Annotated in this window: 18 protein-coding genes; 9 read left to right on the forward strand and 9 right to left on the reverse strand. The window is 71.8% G+C overall.

The genetic code is table 11. From position 1 onward, the window contains the following. Nucleotides 1-205: 205 nt before the first annotated feature. The 6 genes from BUB75_RS20900 to BUB75_RS20925 all read right to left on the reverse strand — a co-directional run bounded on the left by BUB75_RS20900 (nt 206) and on the right by BUB75_RS20925 (nt 7,849). Entirely contained in the window at nt 206-790 is a 585-nt protein-coding gene (locus BUB75_RS20900; protein WP_073259323.1) for a DUF899 family protein, read from the reverse strand. After that, nucleotides 787-2,127: a DJ-1/PfpI family protein gene (locus BUB75_RS20905; RefSeq protein ID WP_073259325.1), complete on the reverse strand. Its 1,341-nt coding sequence runs from the start codon at nt 2,125-2,127 to the stop codon at nt 787-789. Before BUB75_RS20905 ends, BUB75_RS20900 begins: the two co-directional genes overlap by 4 nt. Further along, complete coding sequence (locus tag BUB75_RS20910; protein WP_084741549.1) at nt 2,124-2,525, reverse strand: hypothetical protein; 402 nt, start codon at nt 2,523-2,525, stop codon at nt 2,124-2,126. The genes BUB75_RS20905 and BUB75_RS20910 overlap by 4 nt, the downstream gene beginning before the upstream one ends. 63 nt (nt 2,526-2,588) lie before the next feature. Continuing rightward, nucleotides 2,589-5,192 carry a winged helix-turn-helix domain-containing protein gene (locus tag BUB75_RS20915; protein WP_073259327.1) on the reverse strand — a complete coding sequence of 868 codons (2,604 nt, stop codon included), beginning with the start codon at nt 5,190-5,192 and terminating at the stop codon, nt 2,589-2,591. 27 nt (nt 5,193-5,219) lie between these two features. After that, the gene (locus BUB75_RS20920; protein ID WP_073259329.1) at nt 5,220-6,677 is read right to left on the reverse strand and encodes a glycosyltransferase family 2 protein; all 1,458 of its coding nucleotides are present in this window, start codon (nt 6,675-6,677) and stop codon (nt 5,220-5,222) included. Continuing rightward, nucleotides 6,674-7,849, reverse strand: coding sequence for a HEAT repeat domain-containing protein (locus BUB75_RS20925; RefSeq protein WP_084741550.1), 1,176 nt, complete (start codon nt 7,847-7,849; stop codon nt 6,674-6,676). Before BUB75_RS20925 ends, BUB75_RS20920 begins: the two co-directional genes overlap by 4 nt. An 82-nt stretch (nt 7,850-7,931) precedes the next feature. On the opposite strand from BUB75_RS20925, the gene BUB75_RS20930 reads away from it, so the two are divergent. From BUB75_RS20930 to BUB75_RS20940, 3 genes are all read left to right on the forward strand, one after another. Then, nucleotides 7,932-8,687, forward strand: a complete 756-nt coding sequence (locus tag BUB75_RS20930; protein WP_073259333.1) for a class I SAM-dependent methyltransferase — start codon at nt 7,932-7,934, stop codon at nt 8,685-8,687. A 210-nt stretch (nt 8,688-8,897) separates the two neighbouring features. Continuing rightward, a complete protein-coding gene (locus BUB75_RS20935; RefSeq protein ID WP_073259334.1) occupies nt 8,898-9,848 on the forward strand; it encodes a type IV toxin-antitoxin system AbiEi family antitoxin domain-containing protein in 951 nt (316 codons plus the stop codon). Nucleotides 9,849-10,097: 249 nt separating this feature from the next. Continuing rightward, nucleotides 10,098-12,350, forward strand: a complete 2,253-nt coding sequence (locus tag BUB75_RS20940) for a tetratricopeptide repeat protein (protein ID WP_073259336.1) — start codon at nt 10,098-10,100, stop codon at nt 12,348-12,350. Between the two features lie 99 nt (nt 12,351-12,449). On the opposite strand, the gene BUB75_RS20945 is transcribed toward BUB75_RS20940, so the two are convergent. Next, on the reverse strand, nt 12,450-12,875 hold the full coding sequence (locus BUB75_RS20945; RefSeq protein ID WP_073259337.1) for a RidA family protein: 426 nt from the start codon (nt 12,873-12,875) through the stop codon (nt 12,450-12,452). A gap of 83 nt (nt 12,876-12,958) precedes the next feature. Here BUB75_RS20945 and BUB75_RS20950 point away from each other — a divergent pair, with 83 nt between their 5' ends. From BUB75_RS20950 to BUB75_RS20970, 5 genes are read left to right on the forward strand one after another with little or no spacing between them, the layout of a single operon-like run. Continuing rightward, complete coding sequence (locus tag BUB75_RS20950) at nt 12,959-13,441, forward strand: cupin domain-containing protein (protein WP_143175330.1); 483 nt, start codon at nt 12,959-12,961, stop codon at nt 13,439-13,441. Then, nucleotides 13,438-14,373 carry an acyl-CoA thioesterase gene (locus BUB75_RS20955; protein WP_073259339.1) on the forward strand — a complete coding sequence of 312 codons (936 nt, stop codon included), beginning with the start codon at nt 13,438-13,440 and terminating at the stop codon, nt 14,371-14,373. The genes BUB75_RS20950 and BUB75_RS20955 overlap by 4 nt, the downstream gene beginning before the upstream one ends. Before the next feature lie 2 nt (nt 14,374-14,375). After that, entirely contained in the window at nt 14,376-16,046 is a 1,671-nt protein-coding gene (locus tag BUB75_RS20960) for an AMP-binding protein (RefSeq protein ID WP_073259341.1), read from the forward strand. Beyond that, nucleotides 16,043-18,475 (forward strand): bifunctional salicylyl-CoA 5-hydroxylase/oxidoreductase, encoded by a 2,433-nt coding sequence (locus tag BUB75_RS20965; RefSeq protein ID WP_073259343.1) that lies wholly within the window; start codon nt 16,043-16,045, stop codon nt 18,473-18,475. The genes BUB75_RS20960 and BUB75_RS20965 overlap by 4 nt, the downstream gene beginning before the upstream one ends. Then, nucleotides 18,472-19,314, forward strand: coding sequence for a PaaX family transcriptional regulator (locus BUB75_RS20970; protein ID WP_218617676.1), 843 nt, complete (start codon nt 18,472-18,474; stop codon nt 19,312-19,314). The genes BUB75_RS20965 and BUB75_RS20970 overlap by 4 nt, the downstream gene beginning before the upstream one ends. Before the next feature lie 7 nt (nt 19,315-19,321). Here the strand turns inward: BUB75_RS20970 and BUB75_RS20975 are convergent, their stop codons facing one another. Together BUB75_RS20975 and BUB75_RS20980 are read right to left on the reverse strand one after the other, a co-directional pair. Then, complete coding sequence (locus tag BUB75_RS20975; RefSeq protein ID WP_073259345.1) at nt 19,322-20,206, reverse strand: PhzF family phenazine biosynthesis protein; 885 nt, start codon at nt 20,204-20,206, stop codon at nt 19,322-19,324. Nucleotides 20,207-20,245: 39 nt separating this feature from the next. Continuing rightward, nucleotides 20,246-20,884, reverse strand: coding sequence for a hypothetical protein (locus BUB75_RS20980; protein WP_084741551.1), 639 nt, complete (start codon nt 20,882-20,884; stop codon nt 20,246-20,248). Nucleotides 20,885-21,058: 174 nt separating this feature from the next. Between BUB75_RS20980 and BUB75_RS20985 the strand changes: the two genes are divergently transcribed. Then, nucleotides 21,059-21,751: an NUDIX hydrolase gene (locus BUB75_RS20985; protein WP_218617677.1), complete on the forward strand. Its 693-nt coding sequence runs from the start codon at nt 21,059-21,061 to the stop codon at nt 21,749-21,751. Nucleotides 21,752-21,757 lie beyond the last annotated feature (6 nt).

Consider the following 21,757-nt stretch of genomic DNA (forward strand, 5'->3'; position numbering starts at 1 on the left):
CGCGCACGCCGACCAGCCCACGCTGCGGCGTTGCGCACAACCGTCGGTTCGTGTCAGCGATGGACGGTCGCTCTCCCGAGGCCGGACACCCCTTTGCCTCCGCGGTGCCGGGCGGCGTGGGCGCCCGGGAGGAGGTTGGGCACGGGAGCGTGCCAGCCGTCACGGTAGCGCCCCGGCGCGGCGCCGTCGAGGCCGCGGCCCGGGGTCACGACGGGTCGCCGTGCCGGCCGAGGGTCTCCACGGGGCCCGCGCCGGGGCGGGTCCACTGCGGCACGGGGCGGCTGGTCGGGCCCCAGGTGGCGTTCCCCTCGGCGTCCGAGCGCCAGTACCAGCACGGCTCCTGCCCCTCGGGCCAGCCGTCCGGGTGGTCCTCCCAGGCCTCGCCGCGGCCGTACGGAGTCATGTCGAGCAGGCCGAACGACCCGTTGGCCGGCTCGATGCCACGGCCCGTCGTGGCGTAGGTGAGGAACACGCGGTCGCCGTCACGGAGGAAGCTCGACAGGTAGCCCATGCCGCCGCCGACCGGTGTGTCCAGGTCGCGCACCGAGTACCAGGGCTGGGTGTAGCCCATGAACTCGACGAACGGGGTTACCTCGTCCCACCGGCCCGTGGTCAGGATCGCGAACGAGACGCCGCGGGCGTTGAGGTAGACGGCGTCCTTGAGGTGCCAGGCCGCGTCGGTGCAGCCCTCGCGGGTGTGGGTCTTCTCGCGGACGAGCAGCTCGTCCCGGGCGGCCTGCCAGGTGCCGAGGTCGACGACGGGCGGCCGGCCGGGCAGCGTGGTGGTCATGGGGCCCTCCTTCTTCTGATGACGACGTCGAGCGCGCCGACGATCGCGAGTCCCAGCAGCCCGGCGGTGACCAGCAGCACGGTCGGGAGCACCGGCCAGCCGGGGCCGGTGAGCGAGAGGTGGCCGGTGGGGTACTCGAGCAGCCGGGCGTTGAAGCGGGTGAGCGGTACGTTCTCGTGTTCGGCCAGGTCGCGCAGCGTCGCGTCGAACGGGAAGCCGTCCGAGCCCACGTGCACGTAGTACGGCCGGATGCCGGTGTCCTCCACCTGGGAGCGCACGCGGGGCGGCACCGTGCGGCCGGGCACCACGAGACGGTCGAGCTCCGGAGGGTCGTCGAGCGCGTAGCGGGGGACGAACGTCAGCCCATGTGCGGACCGCACCGAGGAGGGCCCCAGCGACGTCGTCCGCGACGTGAACGCCGGCCCGGGGTAGGCGTCGAACGCGGAGGCGAGCTCGATCTCGGACGCGCCCTCGGTGACGACCACCCCGATCTGCGGTTTATGCGGTGTCCAGGCGCCGCGCAGGACGTAGAGGGCACGGTCGGCGGGGCTCAGCGCGTCGACCGGGATCCGGGGCTCGTCGCCGAGCCGGGTGTCGGGGTAGCCGATGCGCTCGGCCAGCGCGGTCGCGGCCGGTTCCCCCAACCGGTCCCGGACGACGTGCAACGCCGCGACGACGCCGGACGTGACACCGGCGCTGGTGAGCACGGTGCCGTCCTGGACGTAGCGGCTGCCCCGCACCCACTTCACGTCCGGGTGCCGCTTCTCCCACTTCGCCAGGTTGGCCCAGCTCGCGGTCGCGCGCCTGCCCTCCAGGAGCCCGGCGTCGGCCAGGACCTCGGCGCCGTCGCACACCGACATCAGCGTGCCGATGCTCGGAGCGTGTTTCCGCAGCCAGTCGGCGACCGGCCGCTGTCCGGCGGACCCGACCCGCCACATCGCGGGCACCACGACGACGTCCGGCGACCGGCCGCCGAGCCTGCGGTCCAGTTCGGCGAGCGAGAGCTGGGGCAGCACGTCGAGTCCGCCGCTGAGCGTCACCTGCCGCTTCGTGGGCGCGGCCAGGTAGACGTTGAACGCCCCCGACTCGGCGAACACCTGGAACGGGGCCAGCGCGTCGGTGACCTCGGTACCACCGTGGTTGAGGAGCACGACCGCGGTCGGCTTCGCCGGGTCGTGGGCGGGGACCGCCACCTGCGCGCTTCGTTCGCCCGGCGGTGGTTCGTAGCGGTCGGCCAGCGCCGCCCGCACCCCGACGACGCTGATCAGCACCGGTGGCACGACGAACGCGACCAGGTAGACGGCGATCCGCGCAGCCCTGGTGAGGATTCGCCTCATCGGACGGCGCTGTGATGGTGGGCCTTCGTATACTGGTCACGCCGGACGAGCATGTAGGCGACCATCCCGCCGATCATCGCCACGTGGGTCAGCACCATCAGCGTGCCCTCGTCCGCGAGCCAGGCCGGGGCGACGTCCAGCGCGACGGGAATCACCAGCACGAACATCGGCACGAGCATCGCCGCGGTCATCTGCCCGCCCTCGGACCAGGAGTGACCGCGGTACCGCATCCACCCGACCATCGGCACCGCCATCGCGACACCCATGGCGGTGTAGGTGACCAGCGGACGGTCGTAGCCGGGCGGCTCACCGGCGACCATCAGTCCGATGCCGAGGACCGCCATCCCGACGAACATCGCGAGCAACATCTCACCGAGGTGGCGAAGGAACCGCAGCACGTCGTACTCCCTTCCTGGCGGATGATCGCCAGGAAGCTATCGATCGGCGTCCCCGGACGGCTTCTACCGAAAGGTAGAGATCGACGGCAGATTCAGCGCTCGGGCCCGCGCGAGCGCCTGCGTCCGGCTGTGCGCGCCCAGCTTGCGGTACAGGTTGTTCAGATGCGTCTTGACGGTGCCGACGCTGACGAACAGCTCCGCTGCGATCTCCCGGTTCGTCTTGCCGGCGGCGAGCAGCCGCAGGACGTCCGACTCGCGATCGGTCATCGGCTCGGCGAGCGCCGGTTCCGGTGGGACGGCCTGCTGCCGCTCGAAGGCAGCCCGGAGCTCCTCCGCGCCGTCGACCCGCGGGAGAAGCGCGGCCAGCGCCGGGCCCTCGTCGACGAACGTCCGGACGTAGTGCTCCGGCGCCGCGCGCGCGAGCGCGTCGGCCAGCGTCGCGGCGGCCTCGTCCGGCTCCGACGCCAGCGCCTGCACCACCAGGATCTCCAGCAGATCCCGCCCCCGGCCGGCGGCCTGCGCGGCGTCGCGGAGCGGCCGCAGCAGACGCAACGCGTCGCGCGAGCGGCCGCGCGCCAGCGACAGCCGCGCCGCGGCGAGCCTGCCGGGGATCTCGGCGCCCGGCGTTCCGGCCTCGGCGTGCCGGGCCAGCGTCTGTTCGGCGGCGGCGGCCTCCGGGAGCTCATCGCGCAGCAGGCGGAGCCGCACCATCCAGGCCGCGGCGACCACGGCCTCCGGGTTGGCCCCGTAGTCCCGGGCGACCCGCTCCGCCCGCAGCGCGGTGGCGAGCGCCGCGTCGGGGCGGTGGCGGGCCTGTTCGAGCCGGGACAGTCCGACGAGGCCCCAGGTCAGATCGGTGACGTTGCCGGTTCGTTCGGCCGACTCGACGCCGGTGCGGAACGCCACCTCGGCGGCGTCCAGGTCGTCGCGCTCGTACTGCAGCGCCGCCAGCCCCAGGTGAAGCGCGGCCGTGGCCGAGGACGCGCCCATGTCCTGCTGCAGCGCGTACCGCTCGGCGCGCAGCAGCGTGGCGTGTGCCCGGCCGAGCCGCCCGCGTTCGGATTGGACTCGCGCGAGCAGCGTCAGGGCCGACAGCGTCCCGTAGACGTGGCCGGCGTCGGTGCCGATGGCGGCGGCGTCGGTGAGGGCCGTCTCCGCCGCCGGGAGATCGCCGAGTGACCACAGCGAATCGCCGAGGGAATCCGCGGCGAAGACGCGCAGCCCGCCCCGATCGGCGGGCAGGAGCGTGAGCGCCTGCCGGGCCAGGTCGATGGCGGGGTGCAGATCGCCGCGGAGCCGGGCGCACCACGACCGGACGGCGGCCGAGAACCCCGCCAGCAGCGGCTCCTCGCCACGGACGGACTCGGCGAGCCGCTGTGCCCGGTCCGGCTTGCCGGTCAGCGCCAGGGCCAGCGCCTGCTGAAGGACCAGCCTGGGCTGCTGCTCCCGCACGTCGGCGGGCAGCGCCTCGATCCAGCCGAGGACGGTCGGCACCTCGCCCCGGCTCCAGGCCGCGTCGGCGCCCGCCAGGATCAGGCCGATCGCGCGGTCGTGGTCGGCCGCCGAGATCGCGTGCCCGATCGCGTCGGGCAGGGCGCCGTTCGCCTCACACCACCGGGACGCCCGCGCGTGAAGCTCGCCGCGATCCGGCCCCGGCCGGGCACGATCCGGCTCCAGCCGGAGGAAGTCCGCGAACAGGTGGTGGTATCGGTACCAGCGGCGTTCGTCGTCCAGCGCGACCACGAACAGGTTCTCCCGCTCCAGCCGCTCCAGCGTCTCCTGCCCGTCGGTGCGGCCGGTGACCGCGTCGCACAGCGGCCCGCTCAGCTGGTCGAGGATCGACGTCTCGACGAGGAACCGCCGCACTTCCGCGGGCTGCCGGTCGAGGACCTCCTCGCCCAGGAAGTCGAAGACGTCGCGGTGCCGGCCGGAGAACGACGCGACGAACTCCGCGGGGCTCGTGCGGCCACGCAGCGAGAGTGCGGCGATCTGCAGCCCGGCGACCCAGCCCTCGGTCTTCTCGTGCAGCCGCACCAGGTCCTGCCGGGCCAGCTCCAGCCGCATCACGTCCCGCACGAACGCCGCGGCCTCCGGCACCGTGAACGCCAGGTCGTCGGCGCCCAGCCGGACCAGCTCGCCGCGGACCCGCCACCGGGCCAGCGGCAGCGGCGGATCCACCCGGCCGGACACGATCAGGTGCAGGTGCTCCGGTGCGTGCTCCACCAGGAACACACACGCCCGGTGCACCGCGTCGCCGGTGATCACGTGGTAGTCGTCGAGGACGACGTCCACCGGCTCGGGCAACCGTTCGAGATCGGCGAGCAGCGCGCCGATCAGCGCGTCCGGATGACGGAGGTCAGGCGAGCGCAGCGCGGCCAGCACGCCCTTCCCCAGTTCGTCGTCGCCGGAGCCCTGGCGCAGCGCACCGATCAGCGAGGTGAGGAACCGGTTCTCTTCGTTGTCCCGCTCGTCCAGCGTCAGCCAGCCCACGCGCTCCCGGGTCCCGGCCCACGTGCCGAGCAGCGTCGTCTTGCCGTAGCCGGCGGGAGCCACGACGACGGTGAGCCGGCGACCGGGGCCGGGGTCCAACCGGTCGGCGAGGCGGGCGCGGCGGACCACGGACGCCCGCCGCGTGTTCGGGCGGAGTGCCTGGCCCGAGCCGTCCATGGCGCACCAGCGTAGCGGGACGATCCTCTAGTCCGGCACGTCCTCGAAGCCCGCACGGGTCATCACGCCCCAGTCCGCGCGGGTGCGCCGGATCGCCTGGTAGGTGCCCTGGACGCGCCACCAGGCGGTCAGCTGCCGGAACCCGAAGTTCTCGACGACCGCGGCGAGGACGAGCACGCCCAGGTCCCGCCAGCGCTTGTAGCGGTGGAACGCGAACTCCTCCACCGCGATCGCCGCGAACGTCACCAGGATCGCGTAGCCGTAGGCGACCAGCAGGAGCTGGAACGCGAACCCGGGATCGACGACCCCGAGCGCCAGCCCGAGCGGAACCAGGATCACCCCGGCCAGCTCCAGCAGCGGAGCGAGCGCTTCGAACAGCAGGAAGTAGGGCAGCGCGACGGTGCCGATCCGGCCGTAGCGGGGGTTGCCGATCATCGTCACGTGTTTGGTCAGCAGCTCGATCAAGCCGCGCTGCCAGCGTCGCCGCTGCCGCGCCAGGACGTCCCGGGTGCTGGGCACCTCGGTCCAGGACACCGGTTCGCCCACGAACAGGATCCGGTAGCGCTCCCGCCGCCTCCGTAGCTGCCGGTGCAGACGGACGACCAGCTCGGCGTCCTCCCCGATCGACGCGGCGTCCAGACCACCGGCGGCGACCACGACGTCCCGCCGGAAGAGACCGAACGCGCCGGAGATGACGAGCAGCCCGTCGAGCTTCGACCAGCCGGTTCGTCCGAGGAGGAACGCCCGCAGGTACTCGGCGACCTGGATCCGCGGCAGCCACTGGCGGGGCGCGCGGACCTCGGTGATACGGCCGGCCCGGACCGCGCACCCGTTGACCACCCGGATGACGCCGCCGGTCGCGACGACCCGCAGCGGGTCGTCGCCGAACGGCTGCGCGACCGCGAGCAGCGCGTCGGGGTCGAGCAGCGAGTCCGCGTCGACCATGCAGACCAGCGGATGCCGGGAGGCGTTGAGCGCGGTGTTCAGCGCGTCGGCGCGGCCGCCGTTGACCTTGTGGATGACGGTCAGCGCCGGGGTTCCCGCGCGGGGCGCGTAGCTGGCCAGGATCGGTGACCGGGTCGGAACATCGTCGGGAATCACGCGGATCGTGCGCACGAGGTCGAACGCCTCGGTCAGCCGCGCCAGGGTCCGGTCGGTGGAGCCGTCGATCACGACGACGACCTCGAACGCCGGGTAGCGCAGCGCGAGCATGGCCCGCACCGACTCGACGATCGTCAGCTCCTCGTTGTACGCGGGCACGAGCACCGAGACCGGCGGGGTCAGCGGGCTGACGTAGGTCTCCTCACGACCGGCGTACGACTGCCGCCGCAGGTACTGGGTGAACTCGATCGAGGCGAGCAGGATCAGCAGCAGGTAGCTGCTGTTGATCGCCAGGAAGTACCAGAACACGAGGTCGCCGATCGTGTCGAGGACGGCGACCAGCGCGGCTCGGAGCGTTGGCAGGTCGGGCAGCCAATCGGTCATTCGGGCTGGACCCGTCGGTCGGCGTCGAGGGCGGCGGCCGCGTAACAGGCCGCGGTGCTCACCGAGCGGACGTCGGCGGCCAGCGCTACCAGCGCTTCTTCCGAGCCCCAGTCCGCGTGCAGATCGGTGACGGTCCGGCCGAAGACCGGTCCGGGCCGTGCGGTGGAGAGCACGGTGGTCAGCGCGGTGCGCCCCGGTGCGCCGAGCTGGAGCAGCGAGGTCGCCGCCGCGTCGGCCACCACGTGAACCCGCTCATAGAGCAGCGGGATCAGGACCCGGACCGCCCGCTCCGACCCCAGTTCGCCCAGCCCACGGGCGGCGGCCGCGCGCAGCGTCGAGTGCTCGGCGGACCGGATCACGCCGACGAGCGCGTCGACGCCCGCCGGATGGCCGATCGCTCCGAGCGCCTTCGCGGCTCGGACACGGACGTCCAGCGACGGGTCCTCGGTCACCGACGCGACCAGTGCCTGGGTGGCGGCAACCGCGCGCAGGAGACCGAAGATCTCGGCGACGGCGGCGCGCACGGTCTCGCTCTCGTCGTGCAGCGCGGGCAGGAGCGGCGGTGCCGCTCGCGTCCCCAACCGCAGAACCGCTTGGATGACGCTCTGGGCAGGCACCGTTCTGGCGCCGTCGAGCGCGCCGATCAGCGCCGGGGCCACGCTCGGGTCACCGATGCGTCCGAGGGCCCGCACCGCGACCCGCCGGACGTCCGGCGAACGGTCGGCCAGCCGCTCGCGGAGAACCTCGATCGACGACTCGTCGCCCAGCAGCCCGAGCGTCTCGGCGGCCCTGGCGCGCCGGACGGCACTGCGGCGGTGGATGTCGCGGCGGGCTCGCTGGGCAGCGCCGCGGGACTCCAGCAACCCGGTGAGCACCCCGCGGGCCTCACCACGAACCTTGCCCAGCACCCGGACGACGAGCGGCTCGACCGCGACCCAGGTGGCCGTGGGCACCGCCGCCAGCGTCCGCAACGCGTCCCCGTCCTCGTCGGCGTCGGCCGCCAACGTCAGCACCAGCGGGCGGACCGGGTCCTCGAGTGCCGCGCGCCGACGGGTCGACACCTCGACCCACAACCGGCGAACCGCCGTGACCACGACGAGTGCCGCACAGAGGCCCAGCACGGCCGCGACGGACCAGCCGAGGATCCCGGACCCGGCCAATGCGTCGGACACGCCCAGACCATAACACTAGTGCGCATAGCTCACATTTAGCCGTGAGCCGTCGGGTGGTGAGCGACGGTGTCACAGTGCACGCATGGACCAGACGACGCGCGCGAACCGGCAGGCGTGGGAGACCGCTTCCGAGAAGCACGTGCGGGAGTACTCGGACTTGCTGGCGGTGGCCGCGGCCGGCTCGTCGCTCATCGACCTGGAGCGCGAGCTACTGCGCGAGATTTTGCAGCGCGCCCCGGAGGTCGTCCATCTGCAGAGCGGCAACGGCACCGACGACGTCGCGCTGGCGCAGGCGGGCGCGCGGTCCGTGGTCGGCGTCGACTTCAGCGAGGTGGCCGTCCGCGCGGCACAACAGCGCGCCGACGAACTCGGCGCTCCCTGCCGGTACGTCGTCGGCGTGCTGCCCGGCGCTCCGCTACCCGACGCGAGCGCCGACCTCGTCTACACCGGCAAGGGCGCGGTGATCTGGATGCGGGACCTGGACGCGTGGGCAGCGGACATCGCCCGGCTGCTGCGCCCGTCCGGGCACCTGTTCGTGTACGACGAGCACCCGGCCTTCTCGCTGTGGACGTGGGACGAGGACGAGCCCCGCATCCGGCCGGACCGCAGCTACTTCGCCGAGAGCCACGTCGACGACACGTATCCGGCCAACGGCGCGGTCCAGTTCCAGGCGACGCTCGGCCGGATCGTCACCGCGGTGGCGGCGGCCGGGCTGGAGATCCGGCACCTCGCGGAGTACCCGGAGCCGTTCTGGCGGATGGGCGGTGTCTCGGCGGCGTCGTGGAACGGACGCCTGCCGAACTCGTTCTCGCTGCTCGCCCGCCGCCCGGCGGCCTGAGCCCTCAATGGTTGCTGCGCTTTCCGCCTACCCCACCCCGTCGTTGTGGCACCTCCCGTGCCATAGCACGGAAAGCGCCACTTTCACGCGCCGCCGCAGGCGGAGAGCGCCACATCCATTCCGGCGCGCTCTGTCCACAGATTGCCGACTCCGTCCACAGATCGCCGAGCGGCCTGGCGTCGCTGACTGCCCGCCCGTCAGCGTGAGGCGATGGGCGATCTTCTCCGGCAACTCCTCGCCGCGCAGCAGGGACTCATCCTCCGCCGCCAGGCGCTGGAACTCGGGCTCACCGACGAGGCGATTGCGTGGCGGATCCACCGGGGTCTCTGGCGGCGCGTCGTCCGCGGCCTGTACGCCACGTTCCCCGGCCCGCCCTCCGACCGACAGCGGCTCGTCGCCGCGAATCTGCTCGCCGGAGAAGGGGCACAGATCACCGGCGTGGCCGCATTGCGCTGGCACGGACTGCGCTATCTCCCCGACGACCAGCGCGTCCACGTGCTGACACCGCTCAGCCCTCGCCGACTCACCCGCAGCATCGTCGTCCTCATCCGCACCACACGACCGGATCCGCATGCGATCCACCGGCCCCAGTTTGATGTGTGCTCCGTCGCGCGCGCCGGTGCCGACGCGGCCCGGTCGGGTTATTCAGAACGTGACGTACATGCGTTCCTTTGCGAGATGGTGCAACGCCGCCGCACGACCGTCGACCGACTGGACGCCGAATGGCGCGCGGGCCCTGTTGGCGGCAGCAAGCTGCTCGGCACCGTGCTCAGCGCGTTGCGGGACGGTGTCCTCTCTGCGCCGGAGGCCGAACTACGAATGCTGACCGGGGCCAGCCTGGTCCTTCCGGAAATCTGCTGGAATCCGGTACTCGTCGGCGCCGACGGCCGCACGCTCCCGATCCCGGACGGCTGGATCCAAGACGTCGGCATGGCACTCGAGTCCGACTCCGACGAGTTCCACACCACCGTCGAGGACCACCGCCGCACTCGGGACCGGCACAATCTGCTCGCTACCTACGGCATCCTCACGCTGCACTTCTCACCACGAGAGATCCGAGACCGACCGCGGCACGTGCTGGCCACTCTCGAGAACGCCTACCTCCAGCGCCCTCACGGCTTTACCGGAGCCCACGCGGGGGCCGTCGACTCTTCCGAGTGACCGACCAAACGGGTGTCGCGCTTCCCCGAGCAAGTACCCCAGATCAATGTGGCGCTTTCCGCCTGCGGCGGCGCGGAATGTGGCACCTCCCGTGCCCTGGCACGGAAAGCGCCACAACCATCCCCAACGCTACGCGGAAACGGGCGCAACCATGCGTCGACCCGCACGAGAAATGCGCACCGCGCGGGCGGCCGGGACCTGGCACGATCTGGGGATCACCGTGGACCGCGGCGGTGCCACGGTAAACCCGTGACCACTGACGATGCGGACGAGCTGCGCCGACTCCGAGCCGCGGCACCCGCCGCCGAAGACGAGATCAGCAACGACCCGGCCGGCTGGCCGTGGTGGGCCGAATCGTTAACCCGCGTCCTCGAGGTGGCCGGCCGTGTCCTCGACGCCCGATCGGCGAGCGACGACGACCACCGCGCGGCGTCCTGGCTGTTGAACCAGGCCTGCGCGTATCTGGTCGAGGTCGAGCGTCCGGAGCAGGCAGTGACGGTCGCCGAGACCGTGGTGAACGCCGGCAACGAACGCTTCGGCCCCGCCCACCCGGACACCCTCACCAGCCAGGAGTTCCTCGCAGCGGCGCTGTCGGAAGCCGACCGGTTCTCCGAGTCGCAGCAGCTGACCGAGCAGATCGTCGCCGACCGGACCGCGGTGCTGGGCCCCGACCACCCCGCGACGCTGCGCATCCGGGACACCGCGGCCCTCGGCATCCTCGAGGACGGCCGGACCGGGGAGGCGATCGCGCTGTTCGACGAGGTCCTGGCCGACCGGCGCCGGCTCCTCGGCGAGGAGCACCGGGACACGCTGGTCTCGATGCACAACCTGGCCTACGCCTACCAGGAGGACGGCCGCGCCGAGGACGCGATCACGCTCTACACCCGGGTCCACGAGGCCTCGGTGCGGGTCCTCGGAGCCGACCACCCGGAGACGCTGTTCACGCTGAAGGCTCTCGCCGACGCCTACGTGGACGCCGACCGCCCGGACGAGGCCGCGGTCCACTTCGAGCAGGCCTACCAGGGATGCCGCCGGGTGCTCGGCGACGACCACGCCGAGACCCTGGTCAGCCTGCACGGCCTGGCCGACGCCTGCTTCGGCGTCGACCGGCTCTCCGACGCCATCACCCATCTGGAGGCGGTGGTCGCGCGCTGGCGTGCGCGCGGTCGTCCGGACGATGCCCGGCTGCTCAACGCGGCGCACGACCTCGGATTCCTCTACGCGCAGTCCGACCGGGACGCCGAGGCCGTCGCGATCTTCGCGGAGTGCCTCCCCCGCTTCCGCGCGGTGCTCGGCGAGGACACGCCGCGAACCATCTACGCCTCGCTCGGCCTCGCGGCCGCCTACGTGGACGACGACCGGACCGAGGAGGCGGTCGCGCTCTACGAGCGCACGCTCGCCGCCTGCGAGCGGGCCTACGGCCCGGACCATCAGCGCACGGTGCAGGTGTGCTACGAGCTGGCCAACCTGCATGCGGACGAAGGGCGCGACGACACCGCGATCGCGCTGTTCCAGCAGGTGCTGGCCGCCGAGCGGACGCTGCACGGCGCCGATCACGAGGACACCGAGCAGACTCGCGTCGACCTGCTGCTGGCCTACCAGCGCGCCGGGCGCCACGACGAGGCCGCGCAGCTGCTCGACGAGACGCTGGCCGAGCGCACCGCGCGGCTGGGCGCCGACGCTCCCGACACGCTGCTCGTCGCCCGCCAATTGGCCGACGCGCTCGCGGACGCCGAGCGTTACGACGAGGCGGTCGCGGCGTACGAGCAGGTCGCCGACGGCTACCGCCGGACCGCGGGCGCCGACGCCCCGGTGACGCTGAACACGGTCCGCCTGTTTGCGCGCACCCACCGCCGCGCCGGGCGTCCGCACCGGGCGATCACGATGTTCGAGGAGCTCGTCGCGCGGCAGCGGACGGCCCTCGGCGAACGGCACGAGGAGACCCTGGACACGCTCCACGAGCTCGCCGACACGTGCCTGCGGGCGGAGCGCCCCGACGACAGCGTGTTCTGGTACGCGTGGGCCGTCCGGGGTTACCGGGAGACGCTCGGCGACGACGACGCGGTGACCCACGACGTATCGTGCGGCCTCGCGGACGCCTATCTCGCCGCCGACCGCCCGGACGACGCCGTGGAGGTCTACATCCGCGTCCTCACCGGACGGCGTCTGCTCTGGGGCGAGGACCACTCGTTGACGCTGGTCACCGCCCACAACCTGGCCCACGCCCACCAGAGCGCCGGACGCCTGACCACGGCGATCACGCTCTACGAGGGCGTGCTGGACGATCGGCGCCGGATCCAGGGCGAGGAGCACGAGGGCACGCTGATCACCGCCCACAACCTGGCGTCGGCGTACCTGGCGACCGGCCAGCTCGAGCGGGCGATCCGCCTGCACGAGCACGTGCAGGCGACCGCGCGCCGCGCGTTCGGTGCGGACAACCCGCTCGCGCTGGAGGCCGGCCTCTTCCTCGACGAAGCGCACCGAGCCCGCGACGAGGGCTGACGCGAACCGCCGTCGCTTCGGCCCGCGCGCCGTTGAGCAGATTGCATTTGGAAGACCTATGGCCCTCCCAAATGCAATCCGCTTCGGGCGGCGACACGGTCACGGCCGTTGCAGGCGCTCGGTGGGGATGACGGCGACGCCGAGGATCTCGATCAGGGCCTCGGGCTGCCACAGCGCCGTCGTCCCGATCCCGGCCATCGCCGGGTAGGCCGGCCCGGCCAGTTCGCGCCACACCTGTCCGATCTCGCGGCCGTGGGCCTGGTAGTCGGGGATGTCGGTGAGGTAGAGCGTGATGCTCACCAGGTCCGACGGCACACCACCGGCCTCGCTCAGCGTCGTGAGCACGTTGCTGAACGCCTGCCGGAACTGGTCGACGATCGTGCCGGGGACGATCCGCATGTCCTTGTCCAGGGCGGTCTGGCCACCCAGGTAGAGCGTGTTGCCCGACAGCGTGCCGTGGGAGTAGCCGCGCGGCACGGGCAGCGCCGCGGGGTTGACCGGGATCGGGGTGAGGTCGGTGCTCATCGAGCCTTCCCTGGAAGCTTATTGACAACTTCTTGACGGTCGTGACGATACTGTCATCCCGACGGTCCAGGAAGGAGCTGACCGTGGTTGAGTCCGCGAGTTACGCGCTCGAGGGTGACAACTCCGCGTATGCGAACGAACAGGGCCTGGTCGTCCCGGTCGTCACGCGAGCCGGCGCGGAGCCGGACAGCACCGAACAGTCAGCCGGAGCGACCCGCGTGTCGGGGGTGAGCGTCCAGCACACGCCGGCCACCAAGCTGTGGTTCGGTCAGGTGCACAACCTGGCCGGATACCGCTCGGTGCCGCACCACCACGGCGAGGCGGAGACCGGAGGGTTCGTGCTCGCCGGCCGGGCCAGGATCTACTTCGGCGCCGAGTTCGAGGACTACTACGACTTCCGCGAAGGCGACTGGGTGTTCGTCCCCCCGTTCATGCCGCACATCGAGTGCAATCTGGACCGGAACTCCCCGCTGACCTGGATGACGTGCCGTACGCCGGAGAACATCGTGGTCAACCTCCCCGATGTTCCCGACGCGGCGCTGCGCGACTGGAACACCCGGCCGTGAGCGCGCCCGAGCCGAGCTACACGTCGGCCGTCTTCACCGACGCGGTGACGCTGAGCGCGGTGCCCCCGGAGACGTTCGACCTGGCCTTCACCGCCCGTACCCAGGACTGTCCCTGGCCGAAGGCCTACGGCGGTGACCTGGTCGCCCAGGCCGCCGCCGCGGCGCTCCGATCGGTGACCGACGGCAAGACGCTGCACTCGATGCACTCGTACTTCATGCGCCCCGCGGAGATCGGCGCCGAGGTCCGCTACGAGGTCGAGCTCCTCCGGGACGGCCGCGGTTACAGCACCCGCCAGGTTCGCGGTTACCAGGCGGGCAAGGTGCTGTACGTCTGCCTGGCGAGCTTCGCGGCCGGTGAGCCCGGCGACAGCTTCGCGCCGCCGCTGCCGACCGAACTGGACGACGTTCCCGAGCCGGAGACGTTACCCAGCTCGGCCGCGTACCTGCGCGACCGCTCCGGCGGCACGATGACCGCGCGGTCCAAGGCGTACTGGTCCGGCGGTCGTTCGTTCGACATGCGGCACGTCCCCGGCCCGGTGTACCTCACGGTCGAGGGCGAGCGGGTTCCCCACCAGGCCATCTGGGTCCGGCCGTTCGACGCGTTGAAACCGGTCCCCGGGCTCACCGACACGCAGCGCGACCTCGCCGCTCTCGCGTACGTCTGCGACTACACGATCCTCGAGCCGGTGCTTCGCGTCCACGGGCTGAGCTGGGCCGACGACGGCCTGGTCACGGCCAGCCTCGACCACGCGATGTGGTTCCACCGCGTTCCCGGCCCCGGCGTCGTCGACGGGTGGCTGCTCTACGCGCAACAAGCGCTCTCCGCGGACGCCGGTCGCGGCGCGAGCATCGGCCGCTTCTTCACCCCCGACCACACCCACGTGGCCACCGCCGTCCAGGAAGGCCTGATCCGCCCCCACCTCGGAGGCTAACGATGCCCCTCTCCCCCAGCGGGCACATCGACACGTTCGCCCGCGACCACCTCCCGCCGGCCGAACAGTGGCCGGTGCTGGAGTTCACCACCGAGACCCTGCAGTACGCCGAACACCTCAACGCCGCCGAGGAGCTCATCGACGTCCCGGCGCGGACGTGGCCGGACCGGCCGGCGCTGCGGACCCCCGACGGAACCACGTGGACCTACGCCGAACTCCGCACCAGGGCCGACCAGGTCGCCCAGGTACTGACCGAGGACCTCGGTCTCGTGCCGGGGAACCGGGTGCTGCTGCGGTCCCCGAACAACCCCTGGACCGTCGCGGCCTGGCTGGGCGTCCTCAAAGCCGGTGGTATCGCGGTCACGACGTTCGCGGCCCTCCGGGTCCGCGAACTGACCCGGATCGCCGAGAAGACGCGCCCGAGCATCGCGTTGGTCGACCACCGGTGGGTCGCCGACGTCGAAACGCTGCGCGACACGGCCTTTCCCGACCTCACGATCGTGCCGTACGGCGGCGCGGGCACCGACGACCTGGTGGCGAGGGCCGGCACCAAGTCCGGGGCGTTCACCAACGTCGTGACCGCGGCGGACGATGTCGCGCTGTTCTGCCCCACCTCGGGCAGCACCGGAGTGCCGAAGATCTGCACGCACTTCCACCGGGACGTGTTGTCGATCGACAACACGTTCGGCCGTACCGTGCTGGCGCTGCGGCCCGACGACGTCGTGGCGTGCACCGCCCCGTTCGCGTTCACGTTCGGGCTCGGCATGCTCGTCGTGTTCACGCTGCGCGCCGGAGCGAGCTCGCTGTTGCTGGAAGCGGCGACCCCGGTGCAGCTGGCCGACCATGTGGCGGCTCACGGCGTCACCGTGCTCGCGACGGCACCGACCGCCTACCGGCAGATTCTGACCGGCGGCAAGCTCGACCGGCTGCGCGGGCTGCGCCTCGCGGTCAGCGCGGGAGAGCACATCCCGCAGCAGCTCTGGGAACGGATCCGGGACGAGATCGGGCTGAAGATCGTCGACGGCATCGGGGCCACCGAGCTGCTGCACATCTTCCTCACCGCCGCCGGCGACGACATCCGTCCCGGGGCGACCGGCAAGCCGGTGCCCGGGTTCCGCGCGGCCGTGCTGGGTGAGGACGGTACGGAACTGGGCCCGGGGCTGAAAGGGCGGCTGGCGGTCATCGGCCCGATCGGCTGTCGCTACCTCGCCGACGACCGCCAGCGCGACTACGTCCTCGACGGCTGGAACATCACCGGCGACACCTTCGTCCGCGACGGCGACGGGTACTTCTACTACCAGTCCCGCACCGACAACCTCATCATCTCGTCCGGCTACAACATCGCCGGTCCCGAGGTCGATGCCGTCATCGACGACCATCCCGACGTTCTCGAGTCGGCGTGTGTGGCCGCGCCGGACGCCGAGCGCGGGTCGATCGTCTGCGCGTTCGTCGTGCTCAGGGACGGCGTCGCGGGGAACGCGGCCAAGGCGAAGGAGATCCAGGACCACGTCAAGCAGACGATCGCGCCGTACAAGTACCCCCGCGAGGTCCGCTTCGTCGCCGCGTTACCGCGCAACACCAGCGGCAAGCTTCAGCACTTCGTCCTTCGTCAGCTGGCCGGTGCCGACCGACCGGCCGAAACCGTCGCGGTGACCGGAAAGGACACCTCGTGAGGATCGCGATCGTGGGAGGCGGGCCCGGCGGGCTCTATTTCGCCGCGCTGATGAAGGGCCTCGATCCCGGTCACGAGATCACGATCTGGGAGCGCAACGCTCCGGACGACACGTTCGGCTTCGGCGTGGTCTTCTCCGACGAGACGCTCGGCAGCATCGCGGGCGCCGACCCGGTGATCCACGAGGAGATCGAGCGGCGGTTCGCTCGATGGAGCGACATCGACGTTTCGATCACCGACTCCTCCGGCGCCACGCACCCGTTCACGATCGGCGGGCAGGGCTTCGCGGCGATGGGGCGCAAGGACCTGCTGAAGATCCTGCAGGCACGCGTCGCCGCGCTCGGCGTCACCGTGCACTACCGCACCCCGGCGCCCGATCCCGACGCCCTGCGCGGCTCCTACGACCTGGTGCTGGCCGCGGACGGCGCCAACTCCACGGTGCGGACGAAGTACGGCGACGCGTTCGGGCCGCACCTCGACGTCCGGCGCAACAAGTACATCTGGCTCGGCACCGACCTGGTCTTCGAGGCGTTCCAGTTCTTCGTCAAGTCGACGGAGTGGGGAACGATGCAGATCCACGGCTACCCGTACTCCGACACCGCGTCGACGTTCATCGCCGAGATGCACGAGGACGTCTGGCGCCGGGCGGGCCTGGACGCCACCGAGGCGCAGACCTTCGAGCCGGGCGTCTCCGACGAGTACGCGGTGCGCCGGATCGCGGAGATCTTCGCCGACGAATTGCGCGGTCACCAGGTTCTGACCAACAACTCCAAGTGGATCAGCTTCACCACGGTCCGCAACGAGCGTTGGTACGACGGCAACGTCGTCCTGGTGGGCGACGCGGCCCACACCGCTCACTTCTCGATCGGCTCGGGCACCAAACTCGCCATGGAGGACGCGCTCGCGCTCGCCGCGTGCCTCCACGAGCACCCGAGCGTTCCGGCCGCGCTCGCGGCGTACCAAGCCGAGCGCAAGCCGGTGGTCGAGTCGACGCAGCGGGCCGCGCAGGCGTCGCTGGAGTGGTTCGAGAACATCGGCATGTACGCCGGTCAGGACCCGGCCCAGTTCGTGTTCAACCTGCTCACCCGCTCGCGCCGCATCACGTTCGCCAACCTCCGGGACCGTGACGCCGAGTTCGCCCACCGGATGGAGTCCGAGTTCGCCCGGCACGAGGCCGCGCCCGGGCCGGCGCCCGCGATGTTCCAACCCGTGCGGATCGGGCCGTTGGCGCTGGCGAACCGGATCGTCGTCTCACCGATGGACATGTACAGCGCCGTCGACGGCGAGGCGAACGACTTCCACCTCGTCCATCTCGGCTCCAAGGCCCTCGGCGGCGCCGGCCTGGTGATGACCGAGATGATCTGCGTCTCCCCCGAGGGCCGCATCACGCCCGGGTGCACCGGTCTGTGGAACGACCGCCAGACGGCGGCCTACCGGCGCATCACCGACTTCATCCACGGTCGGTCCGGCGCCAAGATCGGTGCCCAGCTCGGCCACTCCGGCCGCAAGGGGTCGACCCGGCTGATGTGGGACGGGATGGACGTCCCCCTGGCCGAGAACAACTGGCCCGTCCTCGGGCCCTCCCCACTGCCCTACGGCGAGGGCTGCCACCTGCCGCGCGAGGCGACAAAAGCCGATTTGGACGACGTCCTCGACGACTTCCGGGCCGCCGCCGTCCGCGCGGTCGACGCGGGCTTCGACCTGGTCGAGGTCCACGCCGCCCACGGGTATCTGCTGTCCTCGTTTCTCTCGCCGATCGCGAACCACCGCACGGACGCCTACGGCGGTTCGCTCGACAACCGCCTCCGGTTCCCGCTGGAGGTGTTCGACGCGGTTCGCGCCGCGGTGCCGGAGAGCATCCCGGTGACCGTCCGGATCTCGGCCACCGACTGGCTGCCCGACGGCAACACCGACGAGGACGCGGTCGAGATCGCCCGCGCGTTCATCACCCACGGCGCCGCCGCCATCGACGTCTCCTCCGGCCAGATCGCCCAGAACGAGAAGCCCGCGTTCGGCCGCTCGTACCAGACGCCGTTCGCGGACAAGATCCGGCACCGGGTCGCCGCCCCGGCCGGCGTCAAGGTGATCGCCGTCGGCGCGATCTCCTCGTTCGACGACGTCAACTCGCTGCTCCTGGCCGGTCGCGCCGACCTCTGCGCGCTGGGCCGCACCCACCTCTACGACCCGCAGTGGACGCTGCACGCCGCAGCCGAGCAGGACTACGACGGGGCCGGGGCCACCTGGCCGGTGCAGTGGCAGGCGGGTCGCCGCAAGCCGCCGGCCACCCGGACCGACAAGATCCCCCCGCGCCTCTCGCTGCTCCGCGAGGGACCGGCTGGCGTCGTGCATCTGCGCTGGAGGCCCGCGGCGGCGGGCTGGGGGCCCCGGCCGGGCCGACATCCGCTCACTCCGGCACAATTGTCCGAGTGAGCACCCCGCACGACGGCGTGAACCCGGCCGCCCGGCGCTCACGCAACCTCCTGGTCACGTTCCTCGGCGCGGTCGTGCGCCGCCTGGGCAACTGGATGCCGATCGCGGGAACGATCGAGCTGACCGGTGAGCTGGGGCTGGACGAGGCGAGCGTCCGCACGGCCGTGTCCCGGCTCAAGAAGCGGGGCTGGCTCGACCCCGAGGTCCTCGACGGCGTCCGCGGCTACCGCCTCACGGCCCACGCCCTCGACGAACTCGCGGCAGGCGACGAGGTCATCTGGCACGCGCGCCAGCCCGCCGACCTGGGCGACGGCTGGTGCGTCGTCAACTTCTCGGTCCCCGAATCCGCCCGGACCAAGCGTCACCAGCTACGCACCCACCTCGCCGCCCTCGGCTTCGGCAACATCAGCGCCGCCGTCTGGATCGCCCCGGCACGCATGCAAGACGCGGCGACGAAGGCGATCGCCGAGCTCGACCTCCTCGACCACTGCGCGCTGTTCGCCGGGAGCCACGTCGGTGGCAAGGACCTCCGCTCGCTGCTCCACGAGGCTTGGGATCTCTCCGAGATCGAACGCAGTTACGCGGCGTTCATCGACGCCCACCAGCACCTGACCGAAGGCTCGCTGCTGAGCGCGATGCCCGGCGACGACGCGTTCGTCACCTACCTCGGCGTCGTCGACCGGTGGCGGAAGCTGCCCTACCGGGACCCGGGCCTGCCTCTCGAAGTGCTGCCCGAGGATTGGAACGGCCCGATCGCCACCGCCCTGTTCGAGAAGCTGGTGGCCGCGCTGGAGGCGGACGCGCTGGTGCACGCCGCGCGTCACTGGACGACGCGCTGACCACTCGCTACAGGCGCAGATTGCCGTCCGCGACGATCAGGCCGGAACCGCTCAGGCGCACCTGCGTTCCCGTCACCGTGACCCGCAACCGGCTCGGACGCCCGAGCGCGAACCCCTGCTCCACGACGGCCGCCGCGCCTTCGGCCACGCTTCCCGCCGCGACCAACGCCGCGACGAGGGGTCCGGCCGCGGTGCCGGTCGCCGGGTCCTCGGTGATGCCGACCGTCGGGTTGAAGAACCGCGCGTACGCGACCGACTCGGCGTCGATCGGATCGCGGCTGTACACGTAACAACCCTCCGCGCCCGCGTCCCGCAGCACGCGCAGCAACCGCCCGGGGTCGACGTCCACCCGGTCGACGACGTCCCGCCCGCGGACCGGCACCAGCAGGTGGTCCGCGCCGGTCGAGACGGTCTGCGCGGCGTCGTCGGCCAGGTCGCCGAGCCCGAGCCCGAGCGCGTCGGCGAGCGCAGCCCGATCCTCGGCTGTGCGGCCGAACACGGGCGCCGACTGGTCCATCGACACTTCGCTGCGTTCCCCGGCCCGGCGGGTCACCCGGACCGGGAGCACCTCGTCGCCGATCTCCTGGGCGAACACCGACTCGGCGGCCGGTAGCCGCCCGGCGTCCGCCAGCCAGATCCAGGCCCCCATCGCGTTGTGGCCCGCCCCGAACACCTCGGCCCCGATCGGCGTGAACGACCGCAGCCGCCACGTCGCGTCGTCGCGCGTCGGACGCACCAGGAACGTGGTCTCGGACTGGTTGAACTCGCGTGCGATCGCCTGCATCCGCTCGACCGGGAGATCGTCCGCGTCCGGGACGAGCGCGAGTGGATTTCCGGTCAACGGCTCGTCCGCGAACACGTCCACCAGGAAGAACGGAACCGCAGACGCCATGTTCAAGACCTCCTCGTCCGCCCCAGTATCCACACCGGCCTACCGGGCCGGGTCGGCCCGGGTCCCGTCCTCGGCGTCCCACGGCGTCCAGCGGGGACGTTCGGACGCCAGGACGGCGAGCAGGCCCAGCGCGACCGCCACCAGGCACGCGGGTGCGGCTGCCACCACGACGGCCGGATCCGAGTCGCTGAGCAGCACCGCGACCACCGGCGCCGCGAGCGAGGGCACGCAGTAGAGCAGGAGGTCGACGAGTATCTGCCCGGCTTTCTGCACGCGGTACTGGGTGCCGGCGCGGTGGGCGACCTCCCACGCCAGGACCGGCTCGCGGCTCGCCGACCAGGCCTGTAGTCGCGGTCGGAGCACCCCGTCGATGTAGCGCCGGATGTGCGTGATCTTGAGGTCGTTCACGATCCGCGTCCACCCGAGGACCGCGCAGACGAGCGGAACCAGCAGCAGCACCTGAGGTCGTCCGCTGGTGAGCGCGGTCCCGGCCAGCACCGCCTGCGCGGCGAGCGTCGTGTAGACGAGGTTGTCCCTGGTAGCGATCCGGGCGCGCTGCTCCTCCTTCAGGTGCCCGTATTCGAGGGCCAGGACGTCCGCGAGTCGCCGGCCGGCGTCCGAGGGCCGATCGCGCCGCCATTCTCCGCCCCCGACGCCGTTCTCTCCGCGCATGGCCATGGCTCCTCCTCGACAGCCGCGCACGGGTTCCCGGCCGGTCTCCCCCCTCGCCTGAGACCGGACGAGAACCCGTGACGCGCCTTACTGTCACTCCGACGATTAGTTATCGTCACGATGACGGTAAGTTTCCGGACCAGTGGACGTCAACCTGCGACGAAGAACTAGGGTCGAACTGTGAGCGACTGGGAGCCACCGATCGCCAACATCGCTGTGGACCTGGTGGTCCTGACGGTGCGGCAGGACGCGCTGCACCTCTTGGTCATCGAACGCGGCATCGAGCCGTACCGGGGAGCGCTCGCGCTGCCCGGCGGCTTCGTGCAGGAGGACGAGGATCTCCCCGACGCTGCCCGGCGCGAGCTGATGGAGGAGACCCGGATCCCCGGTGCGCCGCTGCACCTCGAGCAGCTCCGCACCTACGCCGAACCGGGGCGGGATCCCCGCGGCCGGGTCATCTCGGTCGCGTACCTGGCGCTCGCCCCGAATCTCCCGACGCCGACCGGCGACACCGATGCCGCTCGTGCCTTCTGGATGCCGGTCAGCCGGCTGACCGGCGCCACCGGCCGGCCGCTCGCCTTCGACCACGCGAACATCGTGCGCGACGGCATCGAGCGCGCCCGCTCCAAGCTCGAGTACACGACGCTCGCGACGACGTTCTGCCCCGAGCGCTTCACGATCACCGAGCTACGGCGGGTGTACGAGGTCGTCTGGGGCGCCCGGCTGGACGCCCGCAACTTCCAGCGCAAGGTGCTGAGCACCGAGGGCTTCGTCGTGCCCACCGGGGAGATCCGGCGCGGGGAAGCCGGACGTCCCGCCCGCCTCTACACGCGCGGGCTCGCCACGAACTTGTTCCCACCGATCGCGCGGTGACAAATA

This window comes from Cryptosporangium aurantiacum, from assembly GCF_900143005.1.
Lineage (GTDB): Bacteria > Actinomycetota > Actinomycetes > Mycobacteriales > Cryptosporangiaceae > Cryptosporangium > Cryptosporangium aurantiacum.